Annotated in this window: 17 protein-coding genes; 11 read left to right on the plus strand and 6 right to left on the minus strand. The window is 71.6% G+C overall.

The genetic code is table 11. The annotated features are described in order from the left end of the window. Window positions 1-46: 46 nt before the first annotated feature. The gene (locus ACFYW7_RS28820; RefSeq protein WP_389507545.1) at window positions 47-1390 is read left to right on the plus strand and encodes an esterase-like activity of phytase family protein; all 1344 of its coding nucleotides are present in this window, start codon (window positions 47-49) and stop codon (window positions 1388-1390) included. A 63-nt stretch (window positions 1391-1453) separates the two neighbouring features. On the opposite strand, the gene ACFYW7_RS28825 is transcribed toward ACFYW7_RS28820, so the two are convergent. Both ACFYW7_RS28825 and xylA read right to left on the minus strand, forming a co-directional pair. Next, window positions 1454-2053: a hypothetical protein gene (locus tag ACFYW7_RS28825; RefSeq protein ID WP_389507547.1), complete on the minus strand. Its 600-nt coding sequence runs from the start codon at window positions 2051-2053 to the stop codon at window positions 1454-1456. 549 nt (window positions 2054-2602) lie between these two features. Then, window positions 2603-3769 (minus strand): xylose isomerase, encoded by a 1167-nt coding sequence (gene xylA / locus ACFYW7_RS28830; protein ID WP_389507549.1) that lies wholly within the window; start codon window positions 3767-3769, stop codon window positions 2603-2605. Window positions 3770-3952: 183 nt separating this feature from the next. Here xylA and xylB point away from each other — a divergent pair, with 183 nt between their 5' ends. The 7 genes from xylB to ACFYW7_RS28865 all read left to right on the plus strand — a co-directional run bounded on the left by xylB (window position 3953) and on the right by ACFYW7_RS28865 (window position 13335). Continuing rightward, complete coding sequence (xylB, locus tag ACFYW7_RS28835) at window positions 3953-5398, plus strand: xylulokinase (RefSeq protein ID WP_389507551.1); 1446 nt, start codon at window positions 3953-3955, stop codon at window positions 5396-5398. A gap of 171 nt (window positions 5399-5569) precedes the next feature. Next, window positions 5570-6778: an ROK family protein gene (locus ACFYW7_RS28840; protein ID WP_389507553.1), complete on the plus strand. Its 1209-nt coding sequence runs from the start codon at window positions 5570-5572 to the stop codon at window positions 6776-6778. A 305-nt stretch (window positions 6779-7083) separates the two neighbouring features. Next, the gene (locus ACFYW7_RS28845; RefSeq protein ID WP_389507555.1) at window positions 7084-8568 is read left to right on the plus strand and encodes an APC family permease; all 1485 of its coding nucleotides are present in this window, start codon (window positions 7084-7086) and stop codon (window positions 8566-8568) included. Then, entirely contained in the window at window positions 8565-9578 is a 1014-nt protein-coding gene (locus ACFYW7_RS28850; protein WP_389507557.1) for an acetamidase/formamidase family protein, read from the plus strand. Before ACFYW7_RS28845 ends, ACFYW7_RS28850 begins: the two co-directional genes overlap by 4 nt. Before the next feature lie 49 nt (window positions 9579-9627). Then, window positions 9628-10227, plus strand: coding sequence for an N-acetylmuramoyl-L-alanine amidase (locus ACFYW7_RS28855; RefSeq protein WP_389507559.1), 600 nt, complete (start codon window positions 9628-9630; stop codon window positions 10225-10227). 99 nt (window positions 10228-10326) lie between these two features. Next, the gene (locus ACFYW7_RS28860; RefSeq protein ID WP_389507561.1) at window positions 10327-11664 is read left to right on the plus strand and encodes a GAF domain-containing protein; all 1338 of its coding nucleotides are present in this window, start codon (window positions 10327-10329) and stop codon (window positions 11662-11664) included. A 147-nt stretch (window positions 11665-11811) separates the two neighbouring features. After that, complete coding sequence (locus ACFYW7_RS28865) at window positions 11812-13335, plus strand: aldehyde dehydrogenase family protein (protein WP_389507563.1); 1524 nt, start codon at window positions 11812-11814, stop codon at window positions 13333-13335. Here the strand turns inward: ACFYW7_RS28865 and ACFYW7_RS28870 are convergent. Together ACFYW7_RS28870 and ACFYW7_RS28875 are read right to left on the minus strand one after the other, a co-directional pair. Beyond that, entirely contained in the window at window positions 13332-13583 is a 252-nt protein-coding gene (locus tag ACFYW7_RS28870) for a hypothetical protein (protein ID WP_389507565.1), read from the minus strand. The two genes, ACFYW7_RS28865 and ACFYW7_RS28870, sit on opposite strands and share 4 nt — an antisense overlap. Before the next feature lie 67 nt (window positions 13584-13650). After that, window positions 13651-14298, minus strand: coding sequence for a hypothetical protein (locus tag ACFYW7_RS28875; RefSeq protein ID WP_389507567.1), 648 nt, complete (start codon window positions 14296-14298; stop codon window positions 13651-13653). A 285-nt stretch (window positions 14299-14583) separates the two neighbouring features. Between ACFYW7_RS28875 and ACFYW7_RS28880 the strand changes: the two genes are divergently transcribed. Continuing rightward, a complete protein-coding gene (locus ACFYW7_RS28880; protein ID WP_389507569.1) occupies window positions 14584-15804 on the plus strand; it encodes a metallophosphoesterase in 1221 nt (406 codons plus the stop codon). A gap of 488 nt (window positions 15805-16292) precedes the next feature. Here the strand turns inward: ACFYW7_RS28880 and ACFYW7_RS28885 are convergent, their stop codons facing one another. Next, entirely contained in the window at window positions 16293-16709 is a 417-nt protein-coding gene (locus tag ACFYW7_RS28885) for a hypothetical protein (protein ID WP_389507571.1), read from the minus strand. 173 nt (window positions 16710-16882) lie between these two features. After that, window positions 16883-17389: a hypothetical protein gene (locus ACFYW7_RS28890; protein WP_389507573.1), complete on the minus strand. Its 507-nt coding sequence runs from the start codon at window positions 17387-17389 to the stop codon at window positions 16883-16885. Between the two features lie 484 nt (window positions 17390-17873). Here ACFYW7_RS28890 and ACFYW7_RS28895 point away from each other — a divergent pair, with 484 nt between their 5' ends. Both ACFYW7_RS28895 and ACFYW7_RS28900 read left to right on the plus strand, forming a co-directional pair. After that, window positions 17874-18398 carry a GtrA family protein gene (locus tag ACFYW7_RS28895; RefSeq protein WP_389507575.1) on the plus strand — a complete coding sequence of 175 codons (525 nt, stop codon included), beginning with the start codon at window positions 17874-17876 and terminating at the stop codon, window positions 18396-18398. A gap of 479 nt (window positions 18399-18877) precedes the next feature. Beyond that, window positions 18878-20776, plus strand: a complete 1899-nt coding sequence (locus tag ACFYW7_RS28900; protein ID WP_389507577.1) for an FHA domain-containing protein — start codon at window positions 18878-18880, stop codon at window positions 20774-20776. Window positions 20777-20938: the final 162 nt, after the last annotated feature.

A 20938-nucleotide genomic window follows, 5' to 3' on the forward strand; every position in this document is an offset into this window, starting at 1 on the left:
GGCCAACTCTGGCCGTTGTCAAAGAAGTTGTGCCTCAGGAGGCCTGATGTTCCCGCATGCCGTCGGTCGGCGCCACGTCCACCGGTCCGTAGCCATGGGCATGCCGCTCGCGGTGCTGGCCACCTTCGTGCTGGCCGGCACCGCGAGTGCCACGTCCTCCTCCGCCCAGCCGCGGGTGACACGCACCGCGACGCTCGGCGACCTCCCGCTCGGCGCGTTCAGCAACGGACTGCTGCCCGGCACGGTGGACGACGACCGTGGTGTCGACCTCGGCGGCATCGGCAGCGACATCTACCCGGCCGGACGCGAGGGCGAGTTCTGGACGGTCACCGACCGGGGGCCCAACGGCCAGATCAAGGTGGACGGCAAGAAGCGCCGGACGTTCCCGGTTCCGGGCTTCGACCCGGCCATCGTCAGGATCCGGGTGTCCGGCGACACCGTGAGGGTGCTCGACGCGATCCCGATCACCACGTCCTCCGGGAAGCCGGTCACCGGGCTGTCCGACCAGGCGTCACGGGACGAGGCTCCGTACTCCTACGACGCGCGCACGCCCCTCCCGTACAACGCGAACGGCGTGGACACCGAGGGCGTCGTGCGGGCGAAGGACAACTCGTTCTGGCTCGTCGACGAGTACGGTCCGTCGCTGATCCATGTCTCCGCGCGTGGAAAGGTGCTCGCGCGCTATGTGCCCAAGGGCCTCGGCCTGACGGGCGCCGACTACCCGGTCGTCGAGGCGCTGCCCGCCGTCCTGCTCCACCGCAAGACCAACCGCGGTCTCGAAGGGCTCGCCCAACTCCCCGACGGTGACCTGGTGATGGCGCTTCAGAGCCCGCTGTCGCTGCCGGACGCGACGGTGGGAGACGCCTCGCGCACGACGCGACTGCTCCGGTTCTCACCCAGGAAGCGGGCCGTGACCGCCGAGTACGCGTACCGCTTCGACCCGGTGAACGTGGTCGACCCGGGCGAGGACGACACGTCCGAGCTGAAGATCTCCTCCGTGGTGGCCGTCGGCCGCGACCGGCTGCTCGTCGAGGAGCGCACGGACAGGACGGCCCGTCTGCAGGCGGTACGGCTCACTCGCGGCGCGGACATCCTCGGCGGTCCGTGGGACAGCGACACGACATCACCCTCCCTGGAGCAGTTGGACGACCCATCGGCGGCCGGCGTTCCGGTTCTGGGAAAGCGTCTGGTGGTCGATCTGGGCACCGTCGCGGGCGTTCCCGGCAAGATCGAGGGCGTCGCTCGCGTGGACCACGACACCCTCGCGCTCATCAACGACAACGACTTCGGGATGACCGACGGGGCCGAGGCGTTCGACGCGCGGGGCCGACTGGTGGACAGCGGCATCGAGACGACCGTCACCTACGTGCGGCTTCCGCGCGGGATCTGATCCCGGGCGCCCCGCTCCGTACGCGCGCGTGGACGATGTCCGCCGTCCACGCGCGTGCGCGGCTCACTTCAGCGGCTTGGTGAGTTTGCGGGTGGCGCCCTTGCCTCCGTCCGCGGCCAGGCTGCAGGCGACGTTGTCGATACCGACCCGGTAGCCGTCGGTGTCCGGGTACTGCACAAGCGTCTCGCTCACGGTGCCGGCGGCCTGGTCGGCCGCCTTTCGCTCCAGGGGCCCCTTGCACAGGGCGGACGCGGCGGCCTTGAGCGCGGCGTTCGTCGGGTAGGTGCCGTCGAGTTCTGCGACCTTCACGACCTCGGCGTCGTGCGGCTTCGCGCACGAGCGCTTGACGGCCTGCCCCGGCAGGCCGTCGTCGGTGTCGAAGCAGTCGCCCTCGCGGAGCATGTAGTAGGGCACCTCGTCGTCCGCGAGCGACGGGAGGAACGACTCCAGGTCACTGGGCACGAGCCCGCTGGGCAGATCCGACGGGAGCGACGGCACGACGCTGGGGAAGCCCGAGGGGAGCGACGGAAGGCCCGAGGGGAGCGAGGGCAGTTCGGACGGCAGGCTCAGCGAGGGACTCGGCGACCGTCCCGTGCTGTCGGTGGGAGGCTTGTCGTCCGTACCACCACCCCCGGTCACCGCGACGGCCACGGCCACGATCACGCCGATCCCGACGATCGCGGCGATGACGAGGAGCAGCGTGTTGCGGCGCCGCCCTCCGCGATGGCCCCCACCCCCGCCCGGCGGTCCGGGAGGCGGTGGCGGTGGCGGTGGTGGTGGCCAGCCTCCTCCGCCCTGTCCGGGAGGCCAGTCGCCTCCTTGCGGCGGCGAACCGTAGTCCCCCGAAGGGGGGCCGTTCCCGCCCGGAGGAGAGCCGTAGCCGCCCGGGGGCGGACCGTAGCCCCCGGAGGACGGTGGGCCGTAACCACCGCTGGACGGCGGGCCGTAGCCACCGGACGGCGCGTACGGGGCATCGCCCCCGGGGGGCGACGAGTCGCCCGGCGACCGTGGAGGCTGAGGCGGTACGGGTGGCATGGCCATAACGCCAAGAGTCGCCTCGAACCGGTCATGGCGCGACCCTTGTGCGGAAGTTGATACGGACTCATGCCATGGATCGCATGATTCCGGTGAATTCCCCGCCGACATCCACGGTCGAAGCGGGCGGACCGGACCCGCCCTGAGGCGGGTCCGCGCCCGTGGGATCGGCGCCGATCAGCCCCGCGCGCCCAGGAGGTGGTCCATCGCCAGCTGGTCCAGCTGCTCGAAGGCCATCCCGCGCGCGGCGGCGGCCTCGACGTCGAAGTCCTCGAAGGCGGCGCGGTCGGCGAGAAGCCCCGCCAGGCCGTCCTCCGCGGTCCGCTGCGCCAGCTGGTCCAGACGGGAGGCGCGCAGCGCCTGCTGGACCTCGGGGTCGGCCCGGAACGCCGCCGCACGCTCGCGCAGGATCAGGTAGTTGCGCATGCAGCCCTCGGCCGACGCCCACACGCCGTCGAAGTCCTCGGTCCGCGGCGGCTTGAAGTCGAAGTGCTTCGGCCCCGCGTAACCGGCGTTCTCCAGGAGGTCGACCAGCCAGAACGCGGACCGCAGGTCGCCGGCCCCGAACCGCAGGTCCTGGTCGTACTTGATGCCGGACTGGCCGTTGAGGTCGATGTGGAAGAGCTTGCCCGCCCACAGGGCCTGCGCGATGCCGTGCGTGAAGTTCAGCCCGGCCATCTGCTCGTGGCCGACCTCCGGGTTGACGCCGTACATCTCCGGGCGCTCCAGGCGCTCGATGAAGGCGAGGGCGTGGCCGACGGTGGGGAGCAGGATGTCGCCGCGCGGCTCGTTCGGCTTGGGCTCGATCGCGAACTTCAGGTCGTAACCCTGGGAGACCACGTACTCGCCGAGGAGGTCGAACGCCTCCTTCATGCGGTCGAGGGCGACGCGAACGTCCTTGGCGGCCCCGGACTCCGCTCCCTCGCGGCCGCCCCAGGCGACGTACGTCTCGGCGCCGAGCTCGACCGCCAGGTCGACGTTGCGGATGGTCTTGCGCAGCGCGTAGCGGCGCACGTCCCGGTCGTTCGCGGTGAACGCGCCGTCCTTGAAGACGGGGTGCGTGAACAGGTTGGTGGTGGCCATCGGCACCTTGAGGCCCGTGGCGTCCAGGGTCTGCCGGAACCGCTTGATGTGCGACTCGCGCTCGCTGTCGGAGGACCCGAAGGGGATCAGGTCGTCGTCGTGGAAGGTCACTCCGTAGGCGCCGAGCTCGGCCAGACGCTGCACCGTCTCGACGGGGTCGAGGGCCGGCCGGGTGGCGTCACCGAACGGGTCCCTTCCCTGCCAGCCGACGGTCCAAAGGCCGAAGGTGAACCTGTCCTCGGGGGTGGGCTGGTAGTTCATGCCGCGGCTCCTTGCCTGCTGAAACTATTTCGTCATGGCGGTTTACAAATTAGTATGCCAGCACATTCCTGGGAAGGGACAAGGCGTCCCCGAAGGATGAGATCCCGGTCTCCGAACCCCCGGGAACCGGGAAAACAGCAGGTCAGAGCCAGCAGGGCCGCAGAGAAAATCAAGGAGAGCCCGATGTCAGCAGCCGAGGGTCCGCTCGTCGTCGGTGTGGACACGTCCACCCAGTCCACCAAGGTGCTCGTCGTCGACGCGGCCACCGGACAGGTCGTCGCGAGCGGCCAGGCACCGCACACCGTCTCCTCCGGAGCGGGCCGTGAGAGCGATCCGCGCCAATGGTGGGACGCCCTGTCCGAGGCCCTGCGCCAGTGCGGCGACACGGCGCACGAGGCCGCCGCGGTGTCGATCGGCGGACAGCAGCACGGGCTCGTCACCCTCGACGCCCGGGGCGAGCCGGTGCGTCCGGCCCTGCTGTGGAACGACGTGCGCTCGGCTCCGCAGGCCCGTCGGCTCGTCGAGGAACTGGGCGGGCCGAAAGCCTGGGCGGAACGCACGGGCAGCGTGCCCGGAGCGTCGTTCACGGTGACGAAGTGGGCTTGGCTCGCCGAGCACGAGCCGGACTCGGTCCGCGCCACCAAGGCCGTACGGCTCCCCCACGACTACCTCACCGAGCGCCTCACGGGCCAGGGCACGACCGACCGCGGCGACGCCTCCGGCACCGGCTGGTGGTCGTCCCGGAACGAGGCGTACGACGAGGAGACGCTGGCCCACATCGGGCTGGACGCCGCTCTGCTGCCCCGTGTGATCCGGCCCGGCGAGGTGGCCGGGACCGTCCGTGACAGCCACGACCTGCCCTTCTCGAAGGGCACCCTGGTCGCCCCCGGCACCGGTGACAACGCGGCCGCGGCGCTGGGTCTGGGACTGCGTCCCGGCACCCCGGTGCTGAGCCTCGGCACGTCGGGCACGGTCTACGCGGTGTCGAAGCGGCGCCCCACGGACCCGACCGGCACCGTGGCGGGCTTCGCCGACGCCCACGGCGACTGGCTGCCGCTGGCCTGCACGCTGAACTGCACCCTCGCCGTCGACCGCGTCGCCGCCCTGCTGGGCCTCGACCGGCAGGCGGTGGAGCCCACCGCCGGAGTCACGCTCCTGCCCTACCTGGACGGCGAGCGCACCCCGAACCTGCCGAGCTCCTCGGGGCTCCTGCACGGTCTGCGGCACGACACCACGGCCGGGCAGATCCTGCAGGCCGCCTACGACGGTGCCGTGCACTCCCTGCTGGGCGCGCTCGACCTGGTGCTGGACGAGGACGCGGACCGCACTGCCCCGCTGCTGCTGATCGGAGGGGGCGCCCGGGGCGCGGCGTGGCAGCAGACCGTGCGCCGGCTGTCCGGGCGACCCGTCCAGATCCCGGAGGCCAGGGAACTGGTCGCGCTCGGTGCCGCGGCCCAGGCCGCCGGACTGCTGACCGGAGAGGACCCGGCCGCGGTCGCCCGGCGCTGGAACACCGCGCGAGGGCCGGTGCTGGAAGCCGTGGACCGGGACGAGGAGACGCTGGCGCGGATCTCCGGGGTACTCTCCGACGCGACCCCCCTGCTCGAACGGGAGTCGAACGGCGGCTGACCGGGACCGGCCCGGCCGCCTCGGCGGGACCGGCTCTCACGAGTGGCGTCCGCGTGAGCGGTACGGGCTGTGGGTGAACCGGGCAGGGGCCCACGCGCCATGGAATCCGCCCCGCGGGGAACGGCACGGAGAGAGGCCGACGGAACCGGCCGGACAAGGATCGACGGAGGCATGACCGCACCGCTGCACGAGACCCACCCGACCGGTTCCGGCCGACGGCTGCCCGACACCCAGCAAGGGATGCGCCGCCGCAACCTCTCCCGGGTCATGCACACCGTCAGCGCGGAGGGACCGCTGTCGCGTGCCGCCGTGGCCTCCCGCATCGGTCTGACCCGGGCGGCCGTGTCGACCCTCGTCGACGAGCTCATACGTACGGGACTCCTCGAAGAGCTGGGGCCCGAGCGACCGGGCACGGTGGGACGCCCCGGATCCGCCCTCGCGGTCAGTGGTCACGGCCCCTCCGGGATCGGCGCGGAGGTGGGCGTCGACCATCTCGCGGTGTGCGCCGTCGATCTCCGCGGTGCCGTGCGGGCCCGGGCGGTGCGACACGGGTCGAACCGCGGCCGGCCGGCCGGGCCCGTGATCCGGGAACTGACCGAACTGGTGCGCCAGGTCGTCGCCCGGGCCGAGCGGGAGGGCCTGTGGCCCGCCGGCCTCGCCGTCGCCGTCCCCGGGCTCGTGGCCCGCGACGCCCGGACCGTGGTGCGCGCCCCGAACCTCGACTGGCACGACACGGACCTGGGCGCGCTGCTGCCCCCGGAGCTGCCGTTGACCGTGGACAACGAGGCGAACTTCGGCGCTCTCGCGGAACTCTGGCTCGGTGACACGAGCCCGCGGGACTTCCTGCACGTGTCGGCGGAGATCGGTATCGGTGCGGCGGTGCTCGTGGACGGGCGGCTGCTGCGCGGAACCCGTGGTTTCGCGGGCGAGTTGGGGCATGTGCCCGTACGTCCGGAAGGACCTGCGTGCCCGTGCGGAGGGCGTGGGTGCCTCGAACAGTACGCGGGCGAGGAGGCCGTGCTGCGCGCCGCGGGCCTGGAGCCGGGCGAGGATCGCGTGGGGCTGCTGGCCCGGCGGGCGGCCGAGGGCGATCCGGACGTGCGCCGCGCCCTGCGCGATGCCGGAACCGCGCTCGGGATCGCCCTGACGGGAGCGGTGAACCTGCTGGATCCGGAGTCGGTCGTGCTGGGCGGGGCGCTCGCCGCTCTGGCGCCCTGGCTGCTCCCCTCGCTGGAGGACGAGTTGACGGGGCGTACGGCGGGGCCCGCCTGCGCCGTGTCCGTCTCCCGGCTGGGCTCCGACGGGCCGCTGCTGGGTGCGGCGCACTCGGTGGTCCGAGGCGTGCTCGACGACCCGGCGTCGGTGGCCGTGCGCTCGTAGCCGGACGGCGGTCGGTCCCTCCCGCGGCCGGCGGATCGGTCCGGCGGCCGTGCGCCGTGCCCTGGCGCCACGCGCCGCGGCACCCGCAACCCCACCACATCCGCATCCGCATCCGGGTCCAGGTCCGGGTCCAGGTCCGCACGGAGGTCTCCCTCCCACGGGTGATCGCCGTGTCCACAATCCGCGGGCTGTCCACGGACTCGCTCCTCGCTCTTCCGGCCCAACAGGCAAGCGCCGTACCGTAATTCACGCGAGGCGCAGCCGTCCTGCCGATGGCTGTGTTCCGGTCTGATCGGGGGGCTCTCATGTCGGAGGAGTCGGTTCCGGGGCTGCGGCGCGAGGCGATCGGTCTGCGCGAGGTCCTGTTCCAGAGCATCACGGCGATGGCGCCGGCAGCGGCGGTCGCCGCGTCGATCCCGTCCGGCGCCGCGTTCGCGGGTGGCAGCCTGCCGCTGTCCGTACTGATCGCTCTGGTGGCCTGTCTGTTCACCGCGTCGTGCGTGGCCGAGCTGGCTCGGGAGATGCCCGCCGCGGGGTCGGTGGCCACCTACACCGCGCGGGGGCTGCATCCGTCCGTCGGATTCCTCGTGGGCTGGGGCTATGTGTTCGTGGAAGCCCTGGTGCCTCCGCTGCTCCTGCTTCAACTCGGATTCACCACGGCGGGCACACTGCACCAGGAATGGTCCTCGTACCCGGCCGACCTCTGGTGGCCCTGGTCGCTCGCGGGCGCCGTGGTCATCGCGGTGGCGGGCTATCTGGGAGTACGCGCCTCGGCCCGCTTCGGAACGGTCCTCGGCGTCTTCGAGGTGCTGGTCTTCCTCGTCTTCGCGGTGTGGCTGATCGCCAAGGCCGGCGACGACAACACGCTGTCGGTGTTCGGGACGTCCCACACCGCCCCGGGGTACGACGGGATCAGTGGCGTCTTCGCGGGGTCCGTGTACACCGTGCTCGCCTTCGCCGGGTTCGAGGCGGCGGCCCCGCTCGCGGAGGAGACCAAGGACCCACGCCGCACGATGCATCGGGCCGTCCTCGGCGCGGCGCTCGCGATCGGACTCGTCTACGTCGTGACCACGTACGCCATGTCGGTGTACTTCGGTCCCGACGGGTTCGCGGACTTCGGTGCCTCCGGCGCCTCGTCGTGGGAAGGAGTGGCGCGCGCCTCGTTCGGACTCTTCTGGGTGCTCGTGTTCCTCGCGGTGGTCAACTCGACGATCGCCAACGCGAACGCGTGCGCCACCGTCTCGACCCGAACGGCCTTCGCCCTGGCCCGGATCCGTGTCTTCCCCGCGCTCTTCGCGCGCGTCCACCCGACGCGCCGCTCCCCCGCGGCCGGGGTGGCCGTGCAGTGCGCCGTGGCCGTGGCGGTGATGCTGGGACTCGGTCTCTCGTACGATCCCGTGACCGCGTTCCTGCTCCTCGCGACCGTGATCGTCACGGTGGTGATCGGCGTCTACATCGTGGTCAATCTGGCCTGCGCGGGCTACTTCCTGCGCCGCAGACGCGCCTTGCTCAAGCCGGTGCGGCACCTGGTGTTCCCGCTGCTCGGCATCATCGCCTTCGTCCCCGCGCTGCTGACGGCCGCGGGCCTGCCGGTCTTCGACTTCGTGTCCGAACTGACCGCGCCCGTTTCGTACGCCGGGCCGGTCGTGGGTGTCTGGATGTCGGCCGGAGTCGTGATATTGATCTTCCTGCTGCGCCGCCACCCCGGGCGGATAGCCGAGACCGCCCGTGTCCACCTCGACGAGACCTCAGCCCCCGCCCCTCGGCAGAGCGGAGCCGTGCAGCCATGAGCGACCCCCGGATCCTGACCGTGCGCCCCACGCCGGACGAGTTCGCCTGGACGTTCGGCGGCGCGCCGCCCGTGGCACGCATCGCGCCGGGCACCGTGCTCGACCTCTACACCGAGGACTGCTTCGCGGGACGGGTGCGCTCCGAGAAGGACCTGGTGTCCGAGGTCTGCGAGTTCCCGTTCCTCAATCCGCAGACCGGTCCATTCCACGTCGAGGGAGCGGAGCCGGGTGACACGGTCGCGGTCCACTTCATCTCGATCGAGCCGGCCCGTGACTGGGCGGCGTCCACGACGGTTCCGCTCTTCGGCGCCCTGACCTCCACGCACACCACCGCGACCCTCCAGCCGCCGCTTCCGGAGACGGTGTGGATCTGGCGGCTCGACCGGGAGCGGCGCACCGCGCTGTTCCAGGCGCGGGACAGCGACATCAGAATCGAACTGCCGATGGACCCGATGCACGGCACCGTCGGTGTGGCACCCGCGAACCTGGAAGTGCGATCGGCCCTGGTGCCGGACGCGCACGGCGGGAACATGGACACGCCGGAGATGCGCGCCGGGGTGACCTGCTTCCTCGGGGTGAACGTCGAAGGGGCCCTGCTCAGCCTGGGCGACGGGCACGCGCGGCAGGGTGAGGGCGAGACCTGCGGAGTCGCCGTCGAATGCGCGATGAACACGGTGGTGATCGTCGAGCTCCTCAAGGGGGTCGCCACTCCGTGGCCGCGTATCGAGTCCGACACCCACATCATCTCGACCGGCTCGGCGCGCCCGCTGGAGGACGCCTTCCGGATATCCCAGCTCGACCTCGTGCGGTGGCTGGTGCGCGACTACGGCTTCAGCGAGCTGGACGCGTACCAGTTCGCGACGCAGACGGTCGAGTCTCCCCTGGCCAATGTCTGCGACACCAACTACACGTGCGTCGCCAAGCTGCGCAAGGAGTGGCTGCCCGCGCGTGAGGCCCATCGCGGACTGCACTCCCGCCTGCGCGAGACGGCCGCGGCGCTCCGGCGCTGACCGAACGGCCGCGCGCGACAGACCCCCACCGACGAAAGGCCAGCACGTCATGGAGCGGACCCAGTCGTTCCCGAGCCGGCGGCGGCTGCTCAAGGGCGCTGCCCTCGCCGCCCTCCCCTACGCCTTGCTCCCGGATGTCAGAGCGACGGCGCAGGCCGCGGCCGTCGACTATCCGGACGCCGAGTGGATCCCGGCGACCAGCTCCAACTACACGGTGTCCGACCGACCCGAGAGCTACCCGCTCGACTACGTGATCATCCACGTCACCCAGGCGACCTACACCAACACCCTGTCCATCTTCGGGAATCCGCAGAAGAAGGTGTCCGCGCACTACGTGGTGCGCTCGGCCGACGGTCATGTCGCCCAGTGCGTGAGAGAGCGCAACGTCGCCTGGCACGCGGGCAACTGGGACTACAACACCAGAAGCATCGGCATCGAGCACGAGGGCTGGGTGGACCGGCCCGCCTACTTCACCGACGCCCTGTACGAGGAGTCCGCCAAGCTCACCGCCATGATCTGCGACCAGTACGGGATTCCGAAGGACCGCGCCCACATCCTCGGTCACTACGAAGTGCCCGGTACCGATCACACCGATCCCGGCCCGAACTGGGACTGGACGCGCTACATCAGGCTCGTCAACTTCGCCTGACCGGGGCCGGCCTCGCGGTGTCCCCGCCGGGCGCGCCGCGAGGCACCGACCGGAAGGCGGGCGTCACACGGGTTGTCGGGGCCTCCACCGGGAGTGACGATGGGACCCAGCCGCATCGCCTTCCGGGAGGCCGAGTTGACCGATCCTTGGGTGGCCCTGGAACCGGGGACCGACCCCGCCGAGCGGGTTCGGCTGCTGCGGCGCGCGTACGAGGCGTTCACCGAGGCCGGGACGGTGCCGCGCCCGGTGCGTTCCGTGGTGGCGGACTCTTGGCGGCGTTCGGCGCGGGCGGGAGTGGTCCCGGACGGCACCGCCAGGGTGGAGCTCATGGACGGGGAACTCGGCACCTACCGGGCCGAGCATCCGCTCGCCCGGGTGATGCCGCTGTTCCGTGAACTCGTGGGAACCTTCGCCGCGGACGGGGAGCATCTTCTGGCGGTGTGTGACGCGCAGGGCAGGCTCTTGTGGGTCGAGGGCCATCCCGGGACGCGACGGCAGGCCGGACGGATGAACTTCGTACCGGGCGCGCGGTGGTCGGAGACGGCGGTCGGGACGAACGCGCCGGGCACGGCGGTCGCCGTCGACCGCCCGGTGCAGGTGTTCGCGGCCGAGCACTTCATCCGGCGCGTGCAGCCCTGGACCTGCGCGGCGGCCCCCGTGCACGATCCGCGCACCGGGCGGGTGCTCGGCGCGGTCGACATCACCGGCGGGGACGGGCTCGCGCATCCGCACAGCCTCGCCTTCGTACAGGCGGTGGCTCGGGCCGCCGAGGCCCATCTGGCCCTGCTCGCACCGCCGCGGGCCATGGCCGACCCCCTCGAACTGACCGCGCTGGGGCGTGACGAGGCTCAACTCGTCGCGGAGGGACGGAAGATCAGACTCAGCCGCAGACACAGCGAGATCCTGGTGCTGCTGGCCCTGCATCCGGAGGGACTGACGGGCGACGAGTTGCTGTGCGCCCTGTACGAGGACGAGTCGGTGACGCCGGTGACCCTGCGGGCCGAGCTGGCGCGGCTGCGCAGGATCCTCGGGCCGGGCCTGCTGGGTTCGCGCCCCTACCGGCTCACCCGGCCGGTCGAGTCCGACGTGACGGTGGTGGAACGGCGGCTCGGTTCCGGCGCGGTGACGGCCGCCGCCGCCGTGTACGCCGGTCCGCTGCTGCCGGCTTCTTCGGCACCCGCGGTCGTACGGCTGCGGCGCAGGCTCGCCGACGGGCTGCGGACGGCGCTCATCGCCCGGCGGGACCCGGACCTGCTGGCGGACTGGGCCCGTGCGCCCTGGGGTGAGGACGATCTCGACGTCTGGCGGGCGCTGTGCGCGCTGCGCCCGGCCGCGGCCGTGCACGCGCGCCTCGCGGAGCTGGAGTCGGAGCAGGCCGCACCGGACGGATGGGCGCGCTCCGAACGGAACGACCGCAGGCGACCGTTGCCGCACTGACGCGGCCGGCGCGCGGGTGGCGCGGCCCACCGGCAGCGGCGGGAGTGGTTCCGGGAGGCGCGCAACGTCGTTGCAACGTCCGGGTTCCTAGCCTCTGCGGCGAGAGCTGCCCAACGGCGGGCAGCGCTTCTCCGGGAGGCAACCAGCATGACCCGTTACGCGGCGCCCGGCAGTGAAGACGCGATCGTCTCCTACCAGGCGCGTTACGACCACTTCATCGGCGGGGAGTACGTCGCGCCGGCGCGCGGACAGTACTTCGAGAACCCGAGCCCGTTGAACGGGCAGCCGTTCACGGAGGTCGCGCGAGGCACCGCCGAGGACGTGGAACGCGCGCTGGACGCGGCCCACGCGGCGGCGCCGGCCTGGGGGCGCACCTCGGTGACCGCGCGCGCGGACATCCTGCTCAAGATCGCCGACCGGATGGAGGCGAACCTGGAGAAGCTGGCCGTCGCCGAGACGTGGGAGAACGGCAAGCCGGTACGCGAGACCCTGGCGGCGGACATCCCGCTCGCGATCGACCACTTCCGCTACTTCGCGGGAGCGATCCGCGCCCAGGAGGGCTCTCTCGGCGAGGTGGACGACGACACCGTCGCGTACCACTTCCACGAGCCGCTCGGCGTGGTCGCGCAGATCATCCCGTGGAACTTCCCGATCCTGATGGCCGTGTGGAAGCTCGCTCCGGCGCTGGCGGCGGGCAACGCGGTCGTCATCAAGCCGGCCGAGCAGACACCGGCGTCCATCCACTACTGGATGAGCCTGGTCTCGGATCTGATCCCGCCGGGTGTGGTGAACATCGTCAACGGCTTCGGAGTGGAAGCGGGCAAACCGCTCGCGTCCAGCCCGCGCGTGGCGAAGGTCGCGTTCACGGGTGAGACCACCACGGGGCGGCTGATCATGCAGTACGCCTCGGAGAACATCAAGCCGGTCACCCTGGAGCTCGGCGGCAAGTCCCCGAACATCTTCTTCGACGACGTCTGGGCCCAGAACGACGACTTCCGCGACAAGGCGCTCGAAGGCTTCACGATGTTCGCGCTCAACCAGGGGGAGGTGTGCACCTGCCCCTCGCGCGCCCTGGTCCAACGCGGCCACTACCGCGAGTTCATGGAGGCGGCGGTCGCCCGCACCGAGCTGATCAAGCCCGGCAACCCGCTCGACACCGACACGATGATCGGCGCCCAGGCCTCCAACGACCAGCTGGAGAAGATCCTCTCCTACCTGGACATCGGCCGGCAGGAGGGCGCCAAGGTCCTCACCGGCGGGGAACGCATCGAGCACGACGGCGAGTTGAAGGGCGGCTACTACGTCCAGCCGACGATCTTCGAGGGTGACAACAGGATGCGGATCTTCCAGGAGGAGATCTTCGGCCCGGTCGTCTCGGTGACCTCCTTCGACGACTTCGACGACGCCATCAAGATCGCGAACGACACCCTGTACGGACTCGGCGCCGGCGTGTGGACGCGGGACATCAACACCGCTTACCGGGCGGGCCGTTCCATCCAGGCCGGCCGGGTCTGGACGAACTGCTACCACGCGTATCCGGCACATGCCGCGTTCGGCGGGTACAAGCAGTCCGGGATCGGGCGCGAGAACCACAAGATGATGCTGGAGCACTACCAGCAGACGAAGAACCTCCTGGTCTCGTACTCGCCGAAGAAGCTGGGCTTCTTCTAGGCCCGAAGTCGGGTTGCCTGGAGGCTCGGTCGCGCTCCAGGCAACCCGACGAGGTGCCGGGGAGGCGGCGCGGGCTGCTCGGTCAGCCGGGTCCGCGCGAAGGACAGGAGCTCGTCGCCCTCGATCTCGCGGGGCCACCCGTCCGGTGTCTCCCGTTCCGCGATGAACCACGCTCCGTGCCACTCCACCCGCCACACCGTGCCGTGCCGGTTCTCGAACTCGACGAAGCCGCCCTCGCCGCCCTCCATCAGTCGTACGAATCGCGGGCACTGAGCTGGAGCCAGGTGAGCTGGTCGCGCCTCGCGAGGAGCGGCCCTACTCCGCGAAGCGGAACGTGGACGTGATCGCGTCGAAGATGTCGAAGAACGAGTCGGCGAGGTCGAGCACCTGACTGCTCCCGGCGACGAGGGCCACCTTGCCCTCCTGCCCGGGCACGGGGATGAACGTCTGCATGAGCACGGCCCTGACCGTGCGGCCGAGGCTGTCGTCGGGCACGGGGATGTCCTCGACGCCGTAGGTGCGCGCGGCCGCCCCGACACCCGGGATGTCGACGGTCGCGACCTTCCGCCACGCGTCGCCCGGCTTCCTGGCCTCCCGCACGGCGAGCTGGTCGATCACCGCCTGCGGGTCGGTGGAGAGGGGCGCGCCGTCCTTCGTGCGGCCGCCGACGAGGGACACCGTGATCGAGCCGGTGATCGGCGTGTCACCACCGAAACTCTCCGCCATGCAGCCGCAGTACAGGGCACCCGACTTCCAGGCGTCGGCGGCCGCCCTGCGCAGGAACGCGGTGTACGTGTCTTTGTACGCGCCCAACTCGGGACGCTGTGCGATCCGTTCGGAAACCATCCGCCGGATCGCGTCGTCCCTCGACTCGGGCCGCACGTCGAACTCCCACCACGACTCGGGCACCTTGATCCGGAATCCGCCGCGCTCGATGGTGAGCGATTCCATGTAGCGGGCCATGATGGTGTGTTCTCCCGTTCGAGGGTCGGACCGGTGAGCTGTAAGCCTACGAGGCGGCCGGGGCGGGGAAGCGGCGACTCCTGCTCGCACCGGAAGATCTTGGCTCCAGGAGCCGTCATGCGCTCCCGCGCCGCCTTCTCGAACGCCTCGCGATCGCCCCCCTCCGTCGAGATTCCGGGGTTGCCCGAGAAGCCCTTCGCGTGCACGTGGAACCGCCCCTCCGGCCGACCCCAGGACCACCGGATACAGTGCGCGAGACGGCATCCCGGACAGAAGAGGGGAAGCGTGACCGACACCAGCAACAGCCGAGCCGCCGACAGTGAGGCGCGAGCGCCGCGACGGAGCCGGCTGCACCGCCTGATGCGCTACCTCCCCCTGATCGCTCCCGTCCTGTTGTGGTCCGTGCCCTGCTGGGTGCTCCTGCACGCGGGCCAGCACTGGCCGTTGCCCGTCACGCTCGGCGGCACCGCCCTGTTCGCCCTCGGCCTCGCCGGCATGCCGCTCGCGATGGTGCGCGGCCACGGTCGGCGCCAACAGGACCGGGCGGCGATCCTCGGTGACACCCTGCTGGGCGTCAGCTGGGTCCTGTTCACCTGGTCCGTCCTGCTCGGCGTCCTGCTGCGGCTCGCCTTGAGCCTGGCCGGCGTCGGCGAGGGCCAGGACCGGGCGCGCATCGTCACCTGGGCCGTCCTCGGCGTGGCCGCCGTGCTGCTCGCCTGGGGGTACGCCGAGGCCCGCCGCGTACCACGCGTGCGCCGACTCGACGTAGAACTCCCCCGTCTGGGAGCCGGGTTGGACGGCACCCGCGTCGCCCTCATCACCGACACCCACTACGGGCCGCTCGACCGCGCCCGCTGGTCGGCGCGGGTCTGCGAGACGGTGAACACCCTGGAGGCCGACCTGGTCTGCCACACGGGCGACATCGCGGACGGCACCGCCGTACGCCGCCGCGCCCAGGCCGCCCCACTCGGTACGGTCCGGGCCACTCGGGCCCGTGTCTACGTCACCGGCAACCACGAGTACTACAGCGAGGCCCAGGGCTGGGTCGACCTGATGGACGAGCTGGGCTGGGAGCCGCTGCGCAACCGCCACCTGCTGCTCGAACGCGGCGGCGACACCCTCGTCGTCGCCGGCGTGGACGACGTCACCGCCGAGTCCTCGGGTCTGGCCGGGCACCGCGCGCACCTCGCCGGGGCCTTGGACGGCGCCGACCCCGACCTGCCCGTCCTGCTCCTGGCCCACCAGCCCAAGTTCGTCGACCGGGCCGCGGCCGAGGGCATCGACCTCCAGCTCTCCGGTCACACCCACGGCGGTCAGATCTGGCCCTTCCACCACCTGGTCCGCATCGACCAGCCCGTCGTCGCCGGCCTCAGCCGCCACGGCACCCGCACCCTCCTCTACACCAGCCGCGGCACCGGATTCTGGGGCCCGCCGTTCCGCGTCTTCGCGCCCAGCGAGATCACCCTGCTCGTACTCCGCTCCCCGCGGCCGCCGACCGCGCCCTAGGGCGCGGTCGTCACGTTCCCGCCTGCCCCGCGACGCCGGGCACGCTCCCCCGAGTTCTGCGAGCAGGGGGCACCCCCACTCGCCGCACCGGGCGAAAGCCCGGGTGCGTCCGGTACGAGGGCTTCCGCCCGGCACGCCGGGAGCCCGCACCCGACGCCGCGGGCCGCCCTCCGGGCGACGACGGGAAGGTGACGACAGGACCTAGCCCGGGCACCCGGCGCCATGGTGCCGGTCCGCGCCATGGCACCGGGCGGCCCGACACCTCCGCCGGACGCGGTCCGGGAGATCTTCGAGAACGGCTCGGTGACGAGCCTGCTCGAGGACCTCTGACCGAGGGTCTCCCCCTCCGCGGAGGGCCCGAGGACCGACCGGAGGGCGGGCAGGCGTCTCGCCCACACCGGTCGGCCAGGCCCCCACCCTCCCCGCGGCCCGTTCCCGCCGAAGCCCCGGCGGGAACGGGCTGTCCGGCAGAACCGGCGATGCTTTGATCACTCCCCGCGGACCCGCCCCCGCCGGACTGCCAGGGCTCGGGTCAGTTCGGCGTCGTACTGCTCGGCGTCGAAATGAAACACCGGGGGCCGCACCTCGCCCAAGGGCACCTCCCAGCCGGACCACTCCACGATCCCGCCGTGACGCCGCACGAACACCGACAGGCAGCCGCAACAGCCGCCCGTGCACTCGGGCTCGCCCAGCACCACCCGTCGCCCCTCACCGGTCGCCCGGAGGGGACCGTGCCCATCGGCGGGCAGCGCCTCCGCCGCGAACGGGCCGCGGCCTCCCGCTCCCACGGCCCCCGCCACCACGTCCTCGCCGTCGACGAGGACCCGCACCCGGGCAGCCCAACGAGGTCCCGGCGGCAACACGCCGACCTCGAACCGATTGAACCCGGTGAACCGATTGACCACCCGAGGACCCTACGCGTGACCTGACCGCCGCAGGTCCCGTCCAGCGACCGCGCGAGGAGGGACGGCCGACCACCAGCCGCCGCCCCGAAAGGCGAACGCGGCCTGGTACGGCACCGGTTCAGAGCCGGTGCGGGAGCGGGGCGCCGTCCGCACGGGCGCGGAACGCCTCCGCGTCAGTCGGGTCGACGAACGGGAAGGTCGTCACGGATCGCCCTCGACAGGGCGTTGACCACGGTCCGGGCGCGATGCGGGTCGGCGCCCTCGTCGAGGACCCCCAAGGCCTCGGCCGCCGACACCCGGACCCCGCGGGGAAGCTCGTCATAGGCGGCGAGGCGGTACGCCCGCATACGGCGGGCCCTCTTCTCCTCGTCGCTCACCCCGCCGGAGGTGAGGGGGAACACCGCGGCCTCGTACGACGCGAAACCCGGCACGATCGCGTCCGCGGCACCCGCGCCGGACCCGTCCCCGCCGCCCGGGGCGGCGCTCCGGCCAGTGACCAGCGGACGCGGGCGGCGGAGGGACGCCCCGACCGCCACGCCTCCGGCGGTGGCACTCCCCTCCAGGACGGCTCCCGTCCAGCCGTCCGCGATGAAGCCGAAACAGGCCGCGCCGCCCACCACGCACATCACCGTGGTGACGGTCAGCGTCACGGCGGTGGGGCCGGGGGGCGAGAGTTTCATGAGCAGCAGTATGACTACGCGCCTCGACGGCACGGCACCGGGTCCGGTTCAACCGCGACGTACCACCGTGCCCCGCCACCTCCGCCGCGCCCCGGGCGCCCAGCCGGCCCGCCGGAAGCCCGGGGAAGCCGCCGGGAGGGGCATCGAACGTCGCGCCTTCGCCACAGGACGTAAGCGGTCCGGCCACTCGACGGCGGCACCACCGCTCCTCCCGTTCCGCCCTTCCGTCGTGGCGGTTCGCCGCTCGGCCGACGAAATCGCCGATCCCCACCGTCCGCCATGATCGGACGTCACGCCGGCACTGCCCGCCGACCTGCGCATTCGCACCCCTCCCGAGCTTGGCGCTACCGGCATCACAGCTGGCGCCATAAATAACTTTCGAGCGCACCATGGATGTGCCACTATGACACCACGATGGCGCATCGCCCGGCTTCACGGTCGCGCGTCCGCGCTTCGAGGAGTCAGCCACCGAAGGGGTCGGATCATGGAGACAGCACAGAGCGAACGGCCGGCGGCACCCGGCGCCGTCGCCGCCTTCGCCCGCTTCGTGATCTGCGGCGGCGGGGTGGGACTCGTCTCGAGCATCGCGGTGGCGGCTCTCGCCTCCCGGATTCCCTGGGTCATCGCCAACGCTCTGATCACCGTGGTCTCCACGCTCCTCGCCACCGAGTTACACGCCCGCTTCACCTTCGGCGCGGGCGGGCGGGCGACCTGGCGCCAGCACGCGCAGTCGGCCGGGTCCGCGGTGGCGGGCTACGCGGGGACCTGTCTGGCGATGTTCGCCCTGCACCAGCTGGTGCAGTCACCCGGCCCGGTGGTGGAGCAGGTCGTCTACCTGTCCGCCTCCGCACTCACCGGTGTCGCGCGGTTCGCGGTGCTGCGCCTCGCCGTCTTCGCACGGAACCGTTCGGAGACCCCGCCCGCCGTCCACAACACCCGCCCCGCCCCCGCGACCGTGTCCCAGACCTCACCCCCGGCCGGCACCTCGGAACTCTGCTACGCCGCCTGACCGTTCCCGTGAACGGCCACCCGCGGACGCGTCTCCGTCGAATCAAGTCGCCCTGGCCCTCGCGTCCGTGACCCGGGGCCCGGATGCCCGCCCACGCCCACGCCCACGCCCACGCCCACGCCCAAGCGAAGCCGAATCCGCCATCGGCCGGCCGGCACGATCCGTCACAGGGCGCATGCCGAGTCGGCAGGGGGAACACGGGCCGCAGGACGAACACGACGTCCCTGGCGCGGTCGGCTCCACCATCGCCGGACGGCCTCTCCCGGTCGGGTTCGAAATCGGGCATGATGGATCATCCGCACCGTCCGAGCAACGCTCCGTTGTCCTCAGAACTGAACCATCCCCCGTTCAGATACGTCGAGCGAACGTCAGGCCGTCCTGCCCCTCACGCCGCCCTCTCCCGCCCGCGCGGCGGTGCGTGCCGACGGCTCCGCGGCGGCAGCGATGTCGTCAACCCGAAAGGAAGTACCGTGGCGCCGGTGCTCGTTGGACACGAAGGACTGCTGGCCGGAGAACGCATACCGGTGATCGGCACCCGGGTCACCTTCGGACGTAACCCCGAGAACACCGTCGTCATCTCCAGCTTGAGCGTTTCGCGCTTCCACGCGGAAATCGTCCTCGACGACACCCAGGGCTACGTACTGCGCGACTGCGGCAGCAGCAACGGGACGATGGTGAACGGCGAGGAGATCGACTCCCGTCTCCTCGCGCCCGGGGACGACATCACCATCGGCGACCAGGAGTTCCGCTTCGAGGTTCCGGACGCCATGGAGACGATCATGGCACTGTCCCTGCCCAGGTCGCTGACCCACGGGGACGAGGAGGTCGCGCACGGGCCCGTCCTGCGGGTCACCATCGCGGGCGGGGGGCCCGTCGGGTTGTCGCTCGCCCTGCTGCTCGAGCACTTCCTCGGCTCCCAGGTGAACATCACCGTCCACGACGGCCGGTGGCGCAAACAGGGCCGCCGCATCGTCTGGAAGGACGCGAGCCAGGGCAACGTGCGGCGCCAGCAGGTGGTGACCATACAGAGCCGCCAGTACCTCAGCCTGCCCGAGGAGGTGCAGGCCCGGCTCTTCGACCCGGACAACTACACCGAGATGTGGCCCTCCGGCCCCGACTCGATCGGTGATCACCATCCGCGCAACATGCGCATCGCCTACATCGAGGACCGGCTTCTGGAGGTGGCGAACGAGAAGCCGAACCGCATCCGGCTCGTTCCCACCAGGTTCAGCATCGACGAACAGCGGGACGCCCTCGCCTCCCAGCACGTCCTGGCGATCTGCGACGGCGGACGCTCGCACACCCGTGAACACTTCGCCGCCAAGTTCGGCAAGGCGGACGAGTCCATCTACTCGCTGAACGACCGCCATCTGCAGGACGTGATCCTCGGCCTGCGGGTGAAATCGGGTCTGACCGACCCCATGGCCGTGCTGCTGACCGTGGGGCAGAACCGGTTCCTGCTCAACTCCCTGCGCGGCGAGGGTTTCCTGAACATACGCCTGACGGACGCGGAGGCAGCGGAGGTCGTCGGGATCGATCCGGTCCGCCGCGTGTTCGAGGAGTGCATCGCCTCCCGGCCCTGCCTCATGGGACGCGACGAGTACGGCGACTTCCAGTGCTCCACGCACAGCACCCTGTTCCTGCCCGCCCTCATCAGGGGCTCGGCCCTGTGGAAGCGGGTGGGCGAGGGGCTCCGCCTGTTCGGCGTCGAGCCGGACGACCTCAGCGCGGTCACCTCCTTCCGGCTGGACATGGTGCAACGCCCTCGTTTCACAGCCGAGTTGCTGCCGCCCACGGCCAACTCCACGGGCACGTACGGATTTCTGCTGGGCGACGCCGCCAACGCCATCCACTTCTGGCCGGGGCGGGGTCTCAACAGCGGTCTGGCCTCCGCGATCTCGCTCGCCCGGTCCCTCAACGGAGCATGGAACGGCAAGCCCTTCCGGGACGCGGACTTCCTGCGCCACGAGGCGGCCATGTCGATGCTCCAGTACCGGCACAAGAGCCGCGCCTGGAAGGCGATGGTGACGACCGACGACGAGGGCGCCACCTGGGCCATCAAGGACATCATCGCGCACGGCATCGACGGCATCCCCGAGGAGCCCGATCGCGAGGCGGACACCGCGACGCTCCTGGAGAGGCTGCGCGGGATCCGTTCCCGGCTGGCGAAGCGGATGTCCGGCATGCCCGACGACGAGGCGATCCTGGAACGGCTGGGGACCCTGGAGGGCGTCACACTCCGCATGCTGGTGCTCAGCGGCGCCTGGGACACCCTCACCATGGGCGGCGAGGAGGTCGACATCGACATCTTCTACGGCCAGGACTCCGCCGCCGCGGCAGCGGCCGTCGAGGCCCTCGAGCCGGCGGCCCAGCTCTGAGAAGGGGTCGGTCGATTCGCGCGTAACGGACGGAGCGGGCGGTGTCACTCACCATCCGGACCGTCCACCGGGCGTGGGGGGGGGGGGGGGGGGGGGGGGGGCGCCCCACCCACAGGCCCGCCGGGCCGGGCCCCACGCGCCGACGGGTCTCGGGGGCGAAAC

Source organism: Streptomyces sp. NPDC002580, from assembly GCF_042889485.1.
Classification (GTDB): Bacteria; Actinomycetota; Actinomycetes; order Streptomycetales; family Streptomycetaceae; genus Streptomyces.